10 protein-coding genes and 3 pseudogenes are annotated in these 16,650 nt (G+C 34.7%); 9 read left to right on the top strand and 4 right to left on the bottom strand.

Annotated elements, in window-relative coordinates:
* Positions 1-28 precede the first annotated feature (28 nt).
* Both dcd and asmA read left to right on the top strand, forming a co-directional pair.
* Entirely contained in the window at positions 29-631 is a 603-nt protein-coding gene (gene dcd / locus G468_RS0109665; RefSeq protein ID WP_026822950.1) for a dCTP deaminase, read from the top strand.
* A gap of 142 nt (positions 632-773) precedes the next feature.
* On the top strand, positions 774-2,597 hold the full coding sequence (gene asmA / locus G468_RS0109670) for an outer membrane assembly protein AsmA (RefSeq protein ID WP_026822951.1): 1,824 nt from the start codon (positions 774-776) through the stop codon (positions 2,595-2,597).
* A 34-nt stretch (positions 2,598-2,631) separates the two neighbouring features.
* Here the strand turns inward: asmA and G468_RS0109675 are convergent, their stop codons facing one another.
* Positions 2,632-4,224 (bottom strand): TerC family protein, encoded by a 1,593-nt coding sequence (locus G468_RS0109675; protein WP_026822952.1) that lies wholly within the window; start codon positions 4,222-4,224, stop codon positions 2,632-2,634.
* 234 nt (positions 4,225-4,458) lie between these two features.
* Here G468_RS0109675 and gndA point away from each other — a divergent pair, with 234 nt between their 5' ends.
* The 3 genes from gndA to G468_RS0109690 all read left to right on the top strand — a co-directional run bounded on the left by gndA (position 4,459) and on the right by G468_RS0109690 (position 9,082).
* A complete protein-coding gene (gndA, locus tag G468_RS0109680) occupies positions 4,459-5,877 on the top strand; it encodes an NADP-dependent phosphogluconate dehydrogenase (RefSeq protein ID WP_026822953.1) in 1,419 nt (472 codons plus the stop codon).
* Positions 5,878-6,507: 630 nt separating this feature from the next.
* Complete coding sequence (locus tag G468_RS0109685) at positions 6,508-7,980, top strand: DASS family sodium-coupled anion symporter (protein ID WP_026822954.1); 1,473 nt, start codon at positions 6,508-6,510, stop codon at positions 7,978-7,980.
* 142 nt (positions 7,981-8,122) lie between these two features.
* Positions 8,123-9,082 (top strand): aldo/keto reductase, encoded by a 960-nt coding sequence (locus tag G468_RS0109690; RefSeq protein WP_026822955.1) that lies wholly within the window; start codon positions 8,123-8,125, stop codon positions 9,080-9,082.
* Positions 9,083-9,188: 106 nt separating this feature from the next.
* Here G468_RS0109690 and G468_RS0109695 read toward each other — a convergent pair whose 3' ends face one another.
* Positions 9,189-10,193 (bottom strand): glycosyltransferase, encoded by a 1,005-nt coding sequence (locus G468_RS0109695; RefSeq protein ID WP_026822956.1) that lies wholly within the window; start codon positions 10,191-10,193, stop codon positions 9,189-9,191.
* A gap of 597 nt (positions 10,194-10,790) precedes the next feature.
* Between G468_RS0109695 and G468_RS20420 the strand changes: the two genes are divergently transcribed.
* A complete protein-coding gene (locus G468_RS20420) occupies positions 10,791-11,591 on the top strand; it encodes a glycosyltransferase family 25 protein (protein ID WP_051297033.1) in 801 nt (266 codons plus the stop codon).
* Positions 11,592-11,674: 83 nt separating this feature from the next.
* Here G468_RS20420 and G468_RS0109705 read toward each other — a convergent pair whose 3' ends face one another.
* Entirely contained in the window at positions 11,675-12,766 is a 1,092-nt protein-coding gene (locus G468_RS0109705) for a glycosyltransferase (protein WP_034249700.1), read from the bottom strand.
* A 305-nt stretch (positions 12,767-13,071) separates the two neighbouring features.
* Here G468_RS0109705 and G468_RS20425 point away from each other — a divergent pair.
* The 3 genes and pseudogenes from G468_RS20425 to G468_RS0109720 form a co-directional block, all read left to right on the top strand.
* Positions 13,072-15,498, top strand: a pseudogene (locus G468_RS20425) (DMSO/selenate family reductase complex A subunit).
* A gap of 11 nt (positions 15,499-15,509) precedes the next feature.
* Entirely contained in the window at positions 15,510-16,136 is a 627-nt protein-coding gene (locus G468_RS0109715) for a DMSO/selenate family reductase complex B subunit (protein ID WP_026822958.1), read from the top strand.
* Positions 16,129-16,353: pseudogene (locus G468_RS0109720) on the top strand (DmsC/YnfH family molybdoenzyme membrane anchor subunit); the annotation flags it as partial. The gene G468_RS0109715 and the pseudogene G468_RS0109720, both read left to right, overlap by 8 nt.
* A gap of 155 nt (positions 16,354-16,508) precedes the next feature.
* Here G468_RS0109720 and G468_RS25340 read toward each other — a convergent pair.
* A pseudogene (locus tag G468_RS25340) lies at positions 16,509-16,650 on the bottom strand (IS91 family transposase); the annotation flags it as partial.

Raw genomic sequence — 16,650 nt, forward strand, 5'->3', positions numbered from 1 at the left:
TTAGGCATTCTCGCAAGGAGATGGAAAAATGCGACTTTGTGACCGCGATATAGTTAAATGGCTTGATGAAAAAAAATTGGTTATTGAACCACGCCCATCAATCGAACGGATCAATGGGGCAACAGTTGACGTTTGTCTAGGCAATAAATTTCGAGTATTTCAGGGCTATACGGCACCTTATATTGATCTTAGTGGGCCGAAAAATGAAGTTAATGCTGCATTGGATCGGGTGATGAGCGATGAAATCACTTTAAACCATAATGATGCGTTTTTTTTGCATCCGGGTGAATTAGCATTGGCGGTCACTTTAGAATCAGTCACCTTACCTGATAATGTTGTTGGTTGGCTTGATGGTCGTTCTTCTCTTGCTCGCTTGGGGTTAATGGTGCATGTTACTGCTCACCGTATTGATCCCGGTTGGTGTGGTCAGATTGTGCTAGAGTTTTATAATTCAGGCAAACTGCCATTGGCGTTACGTCCGGGTATGGTTATTGGTGCATTAAGTTTTGAAGCCTTATCTGGTTCAGCTGATCGTCCCTATAATCGTCGTCAGGATGCAAAGTATAAGAATCAACAAGGTGCGGTAGGGAGTAGAATTAGTGAAGAGGGTAATAATAATTATAAATTGTGATATTTTACGTTAATTAATTCGGTGTTTCGCTGAGATCATGCTATAACCAAAATAATTCTATTTTCTCAGGTTACGGGAAATAAGCTTTATCTTATGATGAAGTCATTAATTGGTTGTTTGAGTACCATTGATGGAGACAGTGATGAAACGATTTTTGACAACATTAGCTATCCTGATAGTGGTTATTTTGGCAGGATTAACCACGCTAGTGTTGCTCGTTAATCCCAATGATTTTCGTCACTATTTAATTGATAAAGTTGAACAAAAAAGTGGCTATCATTTGGTTTTTCAAGGCGAAATGCGTTGGCATGTATGGCCCAGTCTAAGTATTATTACTGGGCCGATTTCACTCACTGCCCCCGGCGCTACCAAGCCCGCCATTAGTGCAGATAACATGCGGCTTGATGTTTCGTTATGGCCGCTAATCTCCCATCAACTTTCAGTTGAACAGATTGTAATTAGTGGTGCAGTTTTGCGCTCTACGCCAGACAGTGCAGCAAAATTAAATCAAGATGATCCCATTGCACCGGAAGGTCTTAACCATATTAGTAGAAAAAATAATAATGCTAGTAAATGGTTATTTGAAATTAATAAAATTAAATTAACCGATAGTTTATTAATTTGGCAGTTGGATAATGATACTCAGTTAAATATGCGTAATATTATGTTATCACTGAGTAGGCAGGATGATCATTTTATTAACGTTAACTTTAGCAGCAATGTGAGTAAGGATCAGCAAGATCTAACTTTTTCTTTAAAAAGTATACTTAATATTGCAGATTATCCGCATCAGATTGCTGGCGAAATCAATCAATTAGAATATAAGATGAGTGGTATTAATTTACCAACAGGTGGAATTAGCGGCGATGCGACTTTATTGTTTAATTATTTGCGTGATCAACAACCCGTATTAACTCTTTCAAATTTAGCTATTAACGTTAACGATAATCATTTAACTGGCAATTTAGTTGCTCAGTTAGGTAAATCACCAGATTATCAATTAAATATTGCTTCCACTAAACTGGATCTTGATAAGATTTTAGGTTGGCAACCTTTATTGCAGCCTCTGATAGAGACAAAAATAACGCCTCAGATAAGTACTAAGCCTGTTATTGCTACAGCTAATACCGATAGTTATGATTTAGGCTATTTAAAGCAATTTCCATTTCAAGCGACAATTTCTGCCGATAAACTTATATATCGAGGTTTAATTGTTGATAGCTTCAAGTCTAAGATAACCAATAAAAAAGCGTTATTAAATGTTAGTCAGCTAGAAGGTGGATTATTAGGGGGAAATTTTGATCTACCTGTTAGTTTAAATTATGAAAATAGTCCGGTTATTGTCACGGCTAAACCTAAATTTAATAATGTTAAGTTGGCTCCTTTACTTCAAGCATTTAACATGCCTGATAAACTAGATGGTTCACTGATATTAGCCGCGAACTTATCGGGGCCTGGTTATGGTAAATTTGCGGTGCTAAATTTTTGGTCCGGTAATGCTAATGTAATATTATCCAAAGCACAATTAACAGGATTAAATATAACTTCATTAATCCAACACGCTTTTTCACGCCTTACTGATAAAGTTAATACTCCCCAAAATCTTACAGATAATACTCAAATTCAAAATTTAAACGTTGATACAAAACTTAATAAAGGTTTGTTGTCGTTCACAAATTTGGTTGCTTCTTCTGAAGCTATCAGTATTGATGGTAACGGTTGGTTAAATTTAGCGAGCAAATCTGCAGACGTGAAATTGTTGGTTAACATCAATAAAGGCTGGCATGGGGATGATAATTTTATTAATAAACTGAAAAAATTGGTCATTCCTCTGCGTATTTATGGTAAGTGGCAAAATTTACAATATCAATTGAATATTGAAAAATTGCTGCGCGATGAGTTTCAATCACAAGCTAAAAAAGCATTAGATAGTTGGTTAGAAAAAGAAGTTAAATTGCAACATTAGGTTAAATCTTGGTAGTAAATTTAACGCGCCATGATCAGCGCGTTAAATTTATGTTTTGTTTAACATCTTTTTTAGCCAGTTGCAGGGGGGTGATTAATACCTTTTTAAGGCGGTGGCTGGTTACTTCCAACGGTTCAAAAATCCAATTTTCAATTTTAATACGTTCACCAACAATCGGCATTCGTTGTAAATGCTCCATTAATAATCCGGCTATCGTCTCATATTCACGTTTTTCATCAAGTGAAATTGGCACATAAAGGATCAGATCTTCTAAAGGCATAAAACCATTAGCAACCCAGCGACTATCCTCTAATTGTTGAATATCATGACGAGAATCCACCTCTTCTTCACTGATTGGCATATTACCGGCGATAGTTTCCATAATATCTGTCAGCGTAACTATCCCTTCGACAGAGCCAAATTCATCAACAATAAAGGCAAAATGAGTATGAGCTTTACGAAATTGTTCCAATGCTTGAAGTAGTGATAAGCCTTCAGGAAAAATGAGTGGTTGAGTAATTAGGGCATGTAAGTTAAGTTTTTGTTTTTTCAATTGTTGATTTAATATGTCGATAACATGTATAACCCCGACAGGCTCATCGCTTATTGATTCATCCGTAACAACAAGCCGTGTATGGGGTGTTTTTTCTAACAATGAAAGTAGCTTATCCGCAGGCTTGTTGATATCAATATATTCAACGTCATGGCGCGAAGTCATAATACTACTAACATTACGTTGAGCGAATCCTAATAAACGAACAATCATTTGTCGTTCTTGTGGATCAAAAATGCCATTATTATCAGCAATCAAATCAGAGGTGCGATGATCTAATTCAGCGCGTTCATGTTGACCATCTAAAACCCGCAATACTGCTTCAGCGGTTCTTTCTCGTAGTGATTTGCTTCCTTTTAAAAAACGGCGTCGATTAAATGAAGCAAATTGATTAAATGATTCGATCATAATAGAAAAACCAATAGCGGCGTATAAATAGCCTTTCGGTATCAGATAACCGAATCCTTCAGCTACTAAGCTGAAACCTATCATAAGTAAAAAACTGAGACAGAGAATAACAATAGTTGGATGGGTATTAACGAACATGGTTAAAGGTTTACTTGCGATAATCATTAAAATCATAGCAATAGTGACTGCCGCAATCATAATGCCAATGTGTTCAACCATGCCAACAGCTGTAATAACTGAATCAAGTGAAAAAATAGCATCTAATACAATAATTTGTGCTACAACAGCCCAGAATTTGGCTGTTTTGCGTTGTTTGCCAGATTGTTTATCTTTACCTTCTAACCGCTCATTAAGCTCCATAGTGGCTTTAAAAAGCAGAAAAAGCCCACCACCAAGCATTAAAATGTCGCGCGCGCTAAATGGGTGACCCCAAATGTTAATGATAGGATTGGTTAAGGAAACGAGTAAAGTAAGACTAAACAATAAGATAACACGCATGAATAGTGCGCATGTTAAACCGGTTATTCTTGCTTTATTACGTAATTTAGCTGGTAATTTATCAGCTAAGATAGCGATAAAAACTAAATTATCAATGCCAAGCACGATTTCGAGTACGATAAGAGTAAGAAGCCCCGCCCACATCGTAGGATCAGCGATCCATTCCATAAAATTTATTTTACCCTCTAATATGACGGCTTATGCCGACCTTTAGAATAATGGGCACTTTGAACAAAAATTTCAATATAATAACGTTTTTTTAATTGCTTTTAGCCAAAATATCGTGTTGTTAAAGGCATTAAATTACTATCACCAAACTATAGAGTAAGTTAATATATCAATACGTAAAAATATATTTGCTCGTTAACTTGTGGGTAATGAATTGTCAGACAGGAGTTTTTCATGTCAAAACAACAAATTGGTGTAGTGGGTATGGCTGTTATGGGGCGTAATCTAGCGCTTAATATTGAAAGCCGGGGTTATTCTGTTTCGATTTTTAATCGCTCTAAAGAAAAAACCGATGAAGTGATCGATGAAAACCCAGGTAGAAAATTAATCCCTTGTCATACGATTAAGGAATTTGTTGATTCATTAGAAAAACCACGTCGTATTTTATTAATGGTAAAAGCGGGTGAGGCGACGGATAAAACTATAGCTTCATTAACACCTTATCTGGATAAAGGTGATATCCTAATCGATGGTGGTAATACTTATTTTCAGGATACTATTCGACGTAATCAAGAACTTTCAGCGCAAGGATTTAATTTTATTGGAACCGGCGTTTCTGGCGGTGAAGAAGGTGCATTAAAAGGGCCTTCTATTATGCCTGGTGGGCAGAAACAGGCTTATGACTTAGTAGCACCTATCTTGCAACAAATTGTAGCTAAGGCAGATGGTGAGCCTTGTGTAAGCTATATTGGTCCTGATGGTGCAGGTCATTATGTAAAAATGGTACATAATGGCATCGAGTATGGTGATATGCAGCTTATTGCTGAAGTTTATTCTATCCTCAAAAACGCATTAAAGTTAACTAATGAAGAATTAGCCGATATTTTTACTGAATGGAATAAAGGTGAATTAAGTAGTTATCTAATCGAAATTACGGCGGATATATTTCGTAAGAAAGAAGACAAAACCAATAATTATTTGATTGATGTTATATTGGATGAAGCCGCTAATAAAGGAACCGGAAAATGGACCAGTCAAAGTGCTTTAGACCTGGGAGTGCCGGTTACGCTGATTACTGAATCAGTATTTGCACGTTATCTCTCTTTTTTAAAAGCGCAGCGAGTGACTGCCGCAAAAATACTGACTGGACCAGTGGTTAATCCATTTAAAGGTGATAAGCAGGAATTTATTGAAAAAGTGCGTCAGGCACTTTATTTAGGTAAAATCGTTTCCTATGCACAGGGTTTTCAGCAATTAACAGCGGCATCAGATGAATATCAATGGCAGTTAAATTATGGTGAAATTGCCAGGATTTTTCGTGCTGGTTGTATTATTCGGGCACAATTTTTGCAAAAAATTACCGACGCTTATAGTCAAAACCCATCTTTAGCAAACTTGATGTTAGCGCCTTACTTTAAAAGTATTACTGATGAATATCAGCAATCATTACGTGATATTGTCTGTTTTGGTGTACAAAATGGTATTCCGTTACCCACGCTCACGGCAGCAATTTCTTATTATGATAGTTATCGCTCGGCAGTTTTACCGGCAAATTTAATTCAAGCACAACGTGATTATTTTGGTGCTCATACTTATAAAAGAATTGATAAAGAAGGTATTTTTCATACCGAATGGTTAGATAAACAAGAGTGACTGAACTGATATAAAACCATTTTGGATGGTCTTTAATAATAACATTAAAGGCCATCTTTATTGGCTTTGGGTTAGTGTAAATGAACAAATTTATTTGCTACTGTATTGTGTAACTTTAATTTTATATATATTCAAAATAAATAGATTTATGCATTATAGTGTAATAAAAAATATATTATTTTTTATAAAGTAATTCTTATTTTTGAATGAATTTATTATTTTTTAATAATATAAAAAAACTATTTGTTATTTGATAAAATTAAACAGTTACTAATTATAGTTAATTTCCTATATTAAGAATATCATTAAGAGTGAAAAATAGAAATGTTTGTCACAATAAATTAGTAAATAAAATTTATTGTGATTTTTGTAATACATATCACAGTTTTAACATATAAAAATAACTTATTCTTATAATAAAGAGATAAAAATTAAAAGAATAAGTTGGATAATTTAATAAAATTATAGATCAATATTTCTTTATTAGTAAGCTTGATAAAAATAAATATAGTTACTAATCTATAAGTTTATATAATAAGTAGTTGTATGATTCGTTAGCGTGATTTTGTTCATTTATAAGTTATTAATTATTTTCTGTGTAAATATGTTTCACCAATTGGATAATACAATATGGATAAATTGACCCCATTCAAACCTTTACCAACCATAATTGCTATTACAATCACTCTCATCATCTGGTTTATTATTCCCGCTCCTGACGGTGTTGATGTTAATGCTTGGCAGTTATTTGCGCTTTTTATTGGGACTATAATAGCTATCATCGGTAAAGCTTTACCTATAGGTGCAATCTCCATTATTGCGATTGCTTTAATTGCTATTACGGGAGTAACTAATCCCAATAATCCGACGGCAGCAATTAATGATGCATTGAGTGGTTTTTCAAATCAACTTATTTGGTTGATAGGTATTTCAATAATGATTTCTGTTAGTTTAAATAAGACAGGATTAGGTGCTCGTATTGGTTATTATTTTATTTCTTTATTTGGCAAAAGGACGTTAGGTATTGCTTATTCATTAGCGATTGCAGAGACAATATTAGCACCAGTTACACCGAGTAATACTGCCCGTGGTGGTGGAATTATTCATCCTATTATGCGTTCAATTTCAAATAGTTTTGGTTCTGATCCAGAATCAAATAGCTCACAAAAAATTGGCCGCTATCTTTCATTGGTTAATTTTAATATCAATCCAATTACATCAGCGATGTTTATTACGGCAACAGCACCTAATCCATTGATTGTTAGTTTGATTATGGAAAATACAACGCCTCCATTTGAGATCAGTTGGGGAATGTGGGCAATAGCCGCTTTTATACCTGGCATAATTTCATTATTTATTATGCCATTGATTATTTATTGGATTTATCCGCCAGAAATTAAAGTAACAGCAGATGCGCCAAATTTCGCTAAGCAAAAATTACATAAGTTAGGACCTATTTCTCCCGCAGAAAAAATTACTTTAGCGGTGTTTGCCATGCTATTGTTGATGTGGGCTGGCGTACCTGCGCTTATTTTTGGTAGCGCTTTTACTATTAACCCTACGGCGGCGGCATTCATTGGTCTTTCCGTTTTACTGTGTTCAGGCGTATTAGCTTGGGATGATATTTTGAAAACCAAGGGAGCCTGGGACACAATTACTTGGTTTGCTGCATTGGTTATGATGGCATCTTTCCTAAGCAAGCTTGGATTGACCAATTGGTTTTCTCAAACAGTAGGAGACGCTATTGATCATATGGGGATTGGCTGGGTTGGCGGCATGTTGTTACTTGTTTTGATATATGTCTATTCTCATTACTTTTTTGCCAGCACAACAGCCCATATTATGGCAATGTTTGCGGCATTTTTTACAGCTGGATTAGCATTAGGCGCTCCACCTATTTTGCTCGGTTTGATCCTGGCTTTCTCTTCATCATTAATGATGTCGTTAACACATTATGCCACAGGTACCGCACCAATTATTTTTGGTTCGGGTTATACAACCTTAACTGAATGGTGGAAAATTGGTTTTATATTAAGTGTGGTCAATCTTGTTATTTGGTTTGTCATTGGTGGTTTATGGTGGAAGTTACTAGGATATTGGTAAAATATAATCAATATAACTAAATTGCGGTAGGATATCTGCAAGTTAAATAGGCTGTAACGTTTTAAATACAATCTTGTTGTAAGAGCACTACTACAATCTTCTAGGAGTATATTCGCTTTATTTCATAAATAAGTGAGGAAATATGCAATTGCGTAGATTAGGTTCAACAGGATTTGTTATTCCACCACTTGTTTTTGGTGGTAATGTATTTGGCTGGACTATCAATGAAAAAGAAAGTTTCACCATCTTAGATGCGCTTTATGATAACTGTTTAGTTGCAATTGATACGGCGGATGTTTATTCAAGTTGGGCAGCCGGCAATCAAGGTGGAGAATCAGAAACCATCATTGGAAATTGGCTGACTAAACATTCGATTGCCAGAGACAAATTAGTCATATTTACCAAAGTGGGCGCAGACTTAGGTTCACCCGGTAAGCGAGGTCTGTCTGCTCAATGGATTATAAAAGCGGTTGAGGATTCATTGCGGCGTTTGCAAACAGATTATATTGATATCTATTTTTCCCATTGGCCTGACATAAATACCCCTTATGAAGAGACATTAAATGCTTATCTGAAGCTTTTAACAACGGGGAAAATTCGTGCAATAGGTGCTTCAAATTTGAATGCAAGACAATTAAGAACGGCTTTAGAGGTAGCGGATAGTCAGCGTTTACCGCGTTATCAAGTATTACAGCCGGAATATAATATTTATGATCGTACTGCTTTTGATGATAAGTTGAAGAAACTCAGCATCGAAGAGAATATTGGTGTTGTTACTTACTATAGTTTGGCATCGGGTTTTTTAACTGGTAAATATCGTCGTCAAAGTGATTTAAATAGTAGTGCTAGGAAAAGTGATATTGATAAATACCTCAATCAAAGAGGCGAAAAAATTCTCAACGCGTTGCAGGTAGTTGCTGATGATCAGCAAGCTACATTAGCGGAAGTTGCACTTGCCTGGTTAATGGCTTTTAATGGGATCACCGCACCAATTGCTAGTGCAACTACCGTTGCTCAGGTGGAAAGTTTTGTGAAAGCCATTAATTTAACATTAACTAAAGCGCAATTTGAATACATCGATTCAGAAAGTAAATTAAATTAAAAATATTTTTATATCTATCTAATTGAAAATTTAACTATAAAAATGGATGATTGTTTATTATCAAGAGCAATTATCCATTTTTTGCGTTTCTGTCATCCGCTATTTTTTATTTATGTAGGGCTTTATTAACAAAATAATAGAGATAATTTAATAACCAGTAAATGTATTTTTTCTTATTAAACATATGCTTAGCTGCATATCTGTATTGGTTAGACGTTGATGCCGCAATAAGCGGGGTAGTTTTCCAAGGGGAATTTTTTTTTATTGTCATAAAGAGATGGGTACTTGGGTATTCAGACCAAATATTCCATGGTTTGGTTGGACCAATATAATGAATGAATTTTACATTATTAATTATAGGGAATAATGTTTTATTTTTTAACTCATAATTAATACTAAATTGGGTATTAAATTTTTTATCTAAAAATAAGACTTGATTTACCAGCGATATATTCAATGCATCCTGATCATAAAATACAAATTTTGCTTTTGTTTTGTCATCAAGTAATATATTTATAGTTTTCTCCGTTATCTTATTTTTGTGCCACTTGTCAGTATCAATTAGCATAACGCCTGAGTTAAAGTAACCATTAGCTATTTCTGGTGTTGCTAACATTTCAGCCCGTTTTTTCCATAGGTATTGGTCTCGGTCAGCGACAGCAGCAATAATATGCTGGTTTAAATCGATGTCGAATAATTCTGATATATCACCCGAACAAATAATGTCTGAATCCAAATATAATATTTTATTGGTTTTATTATGAAAATAATTTGCAATAATAAAGCGAAAATAGATCGCATGAGACCATAATTTATTTGTTGGTAATTTTTTTAACTGTAGCGTATCAATAAGTAATATTGTTATTTTTGTATTATAACAACTTGTTAGTTCATCAAATTTTTTTAGGTCGCATTCAGAAATCGTATCAGTGAAGATATAGAAGTGAAAGGTATAAATTTTATTGAAATATAGCATCGAGCAGATAGAGATCGCTGTGCCAAGGGAGAAATTTTTATCTGCGCCATAAGCAATATGAAATTGAGGGGTTTTTGCATCAGCAGATGAAAATTCATAGCTTGTTAGTATGATCTCCTTACTATTGAAATACATTAAGTTTCCTTTTGGCAAAGCAGGCATTCATTTTATCGTAAAGTGTTACTAATTTTAGCGTTAGCGGAAAGAAAAAACCATTACTATCATCATTATACTTTATAAAAATTGATTAATAAAAATTATATTTTTTTTGAAGTGAATAAAAAATTATACCTAGTTGAAAATTAACATAATATATTGTGCTGGTTATCTGTTTTAAAACTTTTTTATCTGTTTTTGGTCAGTTTTTTTATGTCAAATTAAGTAATTTTTGAAAATTTAATATAAATTAGCTTTTAGTTTCATTTTTGTGATAAATAATATCAGATTACGTAAATATAGTAGTTTAATTAATGTTGTTTTGTATGTATTGAATTAATTAAATTTATTATTTAATAATTTATAACACATGGCAAGTAACATTTTTAATCAATTTTCAACATAATAAGTTGTTTAATATTTTTTAATAAATCATTATGCTAATTTTGCCATGGATACTAGTATAAATGATGTCACTTTGCGGTTGAAATTTACAAGTAAAATAGTAGTAAAATAAAATCGATTAGTTATAATTTATTTTAACATATTATTAAATATAAAGTTTTGGTGGCGTCAATGAATAAATCTTGCCCTATTTTTATTATTTCTTTAAAGAAGGATACAGATAGAAGAACACAAATTAGTTACGCATTGTCGTCACAAGCTTTGCCTTTCACTATAGTTGACGCCATCGAAGGGAGTAAATTAACTCAAAACGATATAGCTGGGTTAAAATATCCTTATTATGACAAAGCTTATGGTAAACCGAATGGCAAGAATGAAATTGCCTGTAGCTTGAGCCATCAATCAGTCTATCAGCATATTATAAAAAATGATATCGAATGGGCATTGATTCTCGAGGACGATGTTATTATTGATAAAAAATTATCCCCTTTAATCAAAGCATTGGAGCAAGGTAAAAGTGATTTATTGAAAAAAGATTATGTTTATCTGTTGGGTGGTCAAGAAGGGCTAAATTCAAGAAAACGAATTTCATTAAGTTTTTTTAATAAAATAACCATCGCCAATGTAACATTTCGCTTATTAACTTATAGCTCAGATAAAATTTTTCGTACTTGTTGTTACTTAATTCATCGTAGTACCTGTGAAAGAATAATTGCTGAGTTTGCCCGGGGATTTTTTGTTGCTGATTCGTGGGGCTTGTTATACAAAAAAAATGCAGTTAAAGGCTATTATTTAGCCGAAATTATAAAACATCCAATTGTCACCGCTGAAAATAGCCATTTGGAGGCGGATAGGGAAAAGTATTTTATTAAAGCTAAAAGAAGAAAGCGAGGTAACCTTGAGTCTACTTTGGCATTTATTTTGCTACAAATCAGGCGTTTTTATCGTTCATTAATTTTTTGGCAAAAATAGTGTTTATGTCGTTTTGGTGGTGTTATAAGCTAATAGGGTTTTTGCTACGGATTAATCAATAATGATTAATCCGCTAAATGATATTATGCTAAAATTTTTTTAAGGGATAAATTAACTCTTTCGATATAGCTATCTTCATAAAAATCTAAAATAGAATTTTTTATGCTTGTCTGTGTGGGTAAGGTTTTATTATTTACGATAGCTTGCAATATATTAACAAAACAGGGCATATCATTAACAGGAAATAATTTTCCATTAATATCCTCTTTAATGATATCTTTTGGTCCGGTTAAGCAATTTGAACTTATCACATAAATACCATAGGAAATGGCTTCAGGCAGCACCATAGGAAACCCTTCACTATTCGATGTTAATAATAAAGCAGTAACTTTTTTTATATTATTTTGTATATATAACCAGGAATCTGATTGCCAGCCATGCCAATTAATTTTTTCTGTTATATTTAATTTTTTAGCTAACTGTTTTAACTGATGAATCTCATTTTCTTCGCCACTACCGACAATATTGAGCTGCCAGTCACCACTGATATTTGCCAGGCTATTAAATAGAAATGCGAGTTGTTTATCTCCGGCAAATAAAATTCTGCCTAAATAGAGAAAGGCAGTTTTATCTTTAGGTCTCGGGATAATGATATCGTGTTTTTTAATTGGATTAAATAAGGTAAAAATATGACTTCTATTAGCACCAATGGCAACTAATTGTCTTGCTATACCCTTGCTTATGGCGTAATAGTAATCAGCTTTTAAAAGATATTCTTTTTTATAAATTCTATTAATGGAAAAATGCGGCCAGCAAATTAGCGGTATTTTTCTATCGAAGATAAATTTTCTACTGATATTTGAGTTATAACAGGCAATTGCATCCAAGGCGATAATTGCGTTAATTTTCTGCTCGAAAAGTAATTGTCGCAGTTGCCAAGCATAATGAATACGACGTAGTTTACCGTTTCTAATGTTAGAATAGAGTCGTGAATATTTTATATTGTTTAACCAATCATCATTTGGTTGAGTTTGTTTATCATTAAAAAAGACAAAGCTGACGGTTATATCTGGTCGCCGTTGTTTTAATAACCTAATAAAATCACGACAAACGGTTTCCATACCGCCAAAGCCACTAATGTTGTAGCTAGTTATCAATATTTTGCTTGGTATCATCGACTCGTCTCAATCAAATTTTAGGTTAAATTATGCCTGTTCATTTCGCCTACTTTAAAGAAAATACTTTGTTATTCATCAAAGAGTCCAAATAGTGTTTTTGTTATTAGAAAATATAACCCATTAGTCGGCTAATAATCGATAAAACGCAATAATTATATCGCCATTATTTGGCAAACTAGTGCAGATTACTGCAAATTTGATAATTACTCATCATTGATTTAAATCATAATCTATTTTGTCATTATTTTTTAACATAAAACAATAACAATAATTTGTTGTTATTTTACTATTGGGTAATGTCAATGACTAAAAATAAAACAACACGCTTGGTGCAAATGAATCGGCGGGAATTTTTGCAAACTTCAGCAACAATTGCCAGTGTTGCCACCATTGCTGGCAGTGTTACACTTCCGTTTTCTGTTCAGGCCACATCGACCGGTATTATGCCTGATGAAACAGAGGAGATAATTAAATATAGCGCTTGCTTGGTTAATTGTGGTAGCCGTTGTCCACTTAAAGTGCATGTGAAGAATAATATTATTCAACGTATTTCAAATGAAACCTTCTATGATGATAGCAAATTTGGCGAACATCAAATTAGGCCTTGTTTGCGTGGCCGCTCAGTTCGCTGGAAAACCTATAATCCGGATCGGTTAAAATATCCCATGCTACGGGTAGGTAAACGAGGTGAAGGTAAATTCAAAAAGATCAGTTGGGATGAAGCAACAACACTTATTGCGCAGAAGTTAAAGCATACGATTGAGAAATATGGTAATGAAGCTATCTATTATCAATATGGTACCGGTTCAACTGGAGCAAATTTACATGGACGTACCGCTTGCAAACGTTTATTAGTGCTTATTGGCGGCTTTCTGGGAGATTATGGTACCTATTCTTATGCCCAATTAACTGAAATTACACCGTTCGTTTATGGTAGTGCTGAAGAAAGTTTATTAAGTGAAATTGCTCATTCTGATTTAGTTGTTATGTTTGGCCATAATTTAGCAGAAACCCGTATGTCTGGTGGTGGTCAGTTTTATGAAACCTTAAATGCACTGCAAAAAAGCCAAGCAAAAGTCATTATTATTGATCCCCGTAATACCGATAGTGTTACCACATTGGGCGCTGAGTGGATACCTATTTATCCTGGCACTGATGCAGCATTAGTCGCAGCGTTGGGTTATGTCATGATTAATGAAGGGCTGACAGATGAAGCTTTTCTTGCAAAATATTGTATAGGCTGGGATAAAACGACGTTGCCGCCAACAGCGTTACCAAATGCCGCTTATAAAGATTATATTTTGGGTAATGGGGCAGATGGTATTGCTAAAACACCGGAATGGGCAAGTCAACTGACAGGTATTCCAAGTCAACGTATTATTCAGTTAGCACGTGAAATAGCTAATGCTAAAGCTGCATGGATCTCACAAGGCTGGGGACTACAACGCACCGCTAATGGTGAACAAGCCTGTCGTTCAATTATGATGCTACCTTTGATGAGTGGCCATATTGGTCGTCCAGGCACTAATACCGGGCTTTGGGGTGGTAGCGTTACTTATCCTGTTGCTAGTTTTGAGCTACCAAATCCATTAAAAACAACAATCCCGACATTTATGTGGAGCGAGGCTATTGTTTGAGGTCCTGAATTAACGGCTAAAAACGCCGGTATTAGAGGTAAAGATAAATTAGATTCTGGCATCAAATTTTTGTGGTGTTATTCCAGTAATGTGATTGGTAATCAGCATGCTGATTTAAATAAAACGCATCAAATTCTGACTGATGAATCAAAATGTGAATTTATCTTGGTATGGGACAATCATAATACGGCTTCAGCCAAATATGCGGATCTATTGCTGCCTGATGTTACCCCGGTGGAAACAGATGATTTAATCAATAACTCATATGCAAGTGGTGCCTATCATTATTTAGTGCGCTTACAACAAGCTGTTAAACCATTATGGCAAAATCGGCCATGTTATGATGTGTTAGCGGACATTGCAGAAAAATTAGGTGTTGCAACTGAATTTACCGAAGGTCGGACTTATCAACAATGGATCGAATACTGTTATAATAAAACCCGTGAAACCATGCCTCATTTACGGCCTTTCGAGCAAACTCATGATCAAGGAATTATAGATCGGCGATTAGCCGCGAGTGATCAACAAATTGCGCTTAAAGATTTTCGTAACGATCCAGATAAATATCCACTAAAAACTCCGTCAGGGAAAATTGAGATCTACTCTGACCAGTTAAATAAAATAGTACAAGAATGGCAATTACCTGACGGTGACCGTATTCCCGCTGTACCTGAATATTGTGCTAACCATGAAGGTGTTGAAAATGTTGCCCGTAAAAAACAATATCCTTTACAAATGACCGGATTTCATAACAAAGGCCATGTCCATTCAAGCTATTATAGTGTTGCAATATTACGTGAAGCTATTCCTCATCAGTTTTGGATTAATCCAATTGATGCAAAGATAAGAGGTCTGAAACAGGGCGATATAGCAGAGATTTATAATGATCGCGGGCGTATATATATCAAAGCTAAAATTACTAATCGGGTTTTACCAGGTGTAATTGCTGTTCCACAAGGTGCCTGGCACAATGTTAATAATGAAGGAATTGATGTGGGAGGATGTATTAATACACTAACGTCATTACATCCTTCTCCATTTGCTAAAGGTACCCCACAACATACGAATTTAGTTGAAGTTAAATGCGTATAAGGATTTGATTTATGAAACAGTATGGTTTTTTCTTTGACTCTACTAAGTGCACTGGTTGTAAAACATGTCAGGTTAGTTGCAAGGATGAAAAAGATCTAAAATTAGGCCCTAAATTTCGTCGGATATATGAATATGGCGGAGGTAGTTGGCAACAACAAGAGGGTATTTGGCAGCAGAATATTTATAACTATTATTTATCAATTGCTTGTAATCATTGTGATTCACCAACTTGTGTGGCGGGTTGTCCAACAGGTGCGATGCATAAGCGAGCAGAAGATGGGTTAGTGGTAGTTAATCAAGAGATTTGTGTGGGGTGTCGCTATTGTGAGCTCCGTTGTCCTTATGGTGCTCCTCAATTTGATGTTAATAAAAAGCTAATGAGTAAATGTGATGGTTGTTACCAACGTGTTGCTGAAGGTATGAAACCTGTTTGTGTTGATTCATGTCCACAACGAGCGCTGGATTTTGGTGAAATTACTTTATTACGCGAGCTACATGGTTATGAAAATGGTATCGCCCCGATGCCGGATCCTGGATTAACTCAACCGAATATTGTGATTAAACCTCATAGAGATGCTAAACCATTTAATGATCAAAGTGGCAAATTACAAAATCTCGCGGAGGTTAAATATGCATGAGCTCCCGCTGGTTTTTTTTACGGTATTGGGTCAGTCAGCAGCAGGATTATTTTTTGTTGCCTATTTGAGTAATAAACTTAATCTAATTAATAACCATCAGTTTAATGTTGCAAATCTGCTTGCTATGGTAGTTATGTTTTTGGGATTAATTATAGGTGGTTTACATGTTGGGCAACCAATACGTTTTTTTAATATGCTGTTGGGAATTGGCCGTTCATGGTTAGGAATCTCAATCAATACAGTAAGGCATTAATGGAGGTGTTTTGAACTCAATATTTCTATTAAATTCTGACAGTTTTCTCGTTGATTAACCATGAGAACAGTAATTCGGTTAAATTATCATCTAAAAGCCTAATAATAGGCACACTGCTCCTAGGCTGCGGTTTGTAACCATCGTTTTTTGACCATTTTATCCCGCCTTTCTGACAGTAAAGTGACGGCGTGTATTCCTTTTTCCGCACTCATAAACCGCAATCGGTTTCCACATAAAATACATTGGTACGGGTCAGTATTT

The sequence above is a fragment of the Arsenophonus nasoniae DSM 15247 genome (assembly GCF_000429565.1).
Classification (GTDB): domain Bacteria; phylum Pseudomonadota; class Gammaproteobacteria; order Enterobacterales; family Enterobacteriaceae; genus Arsenophonus; species Arsenophonus nasoniae.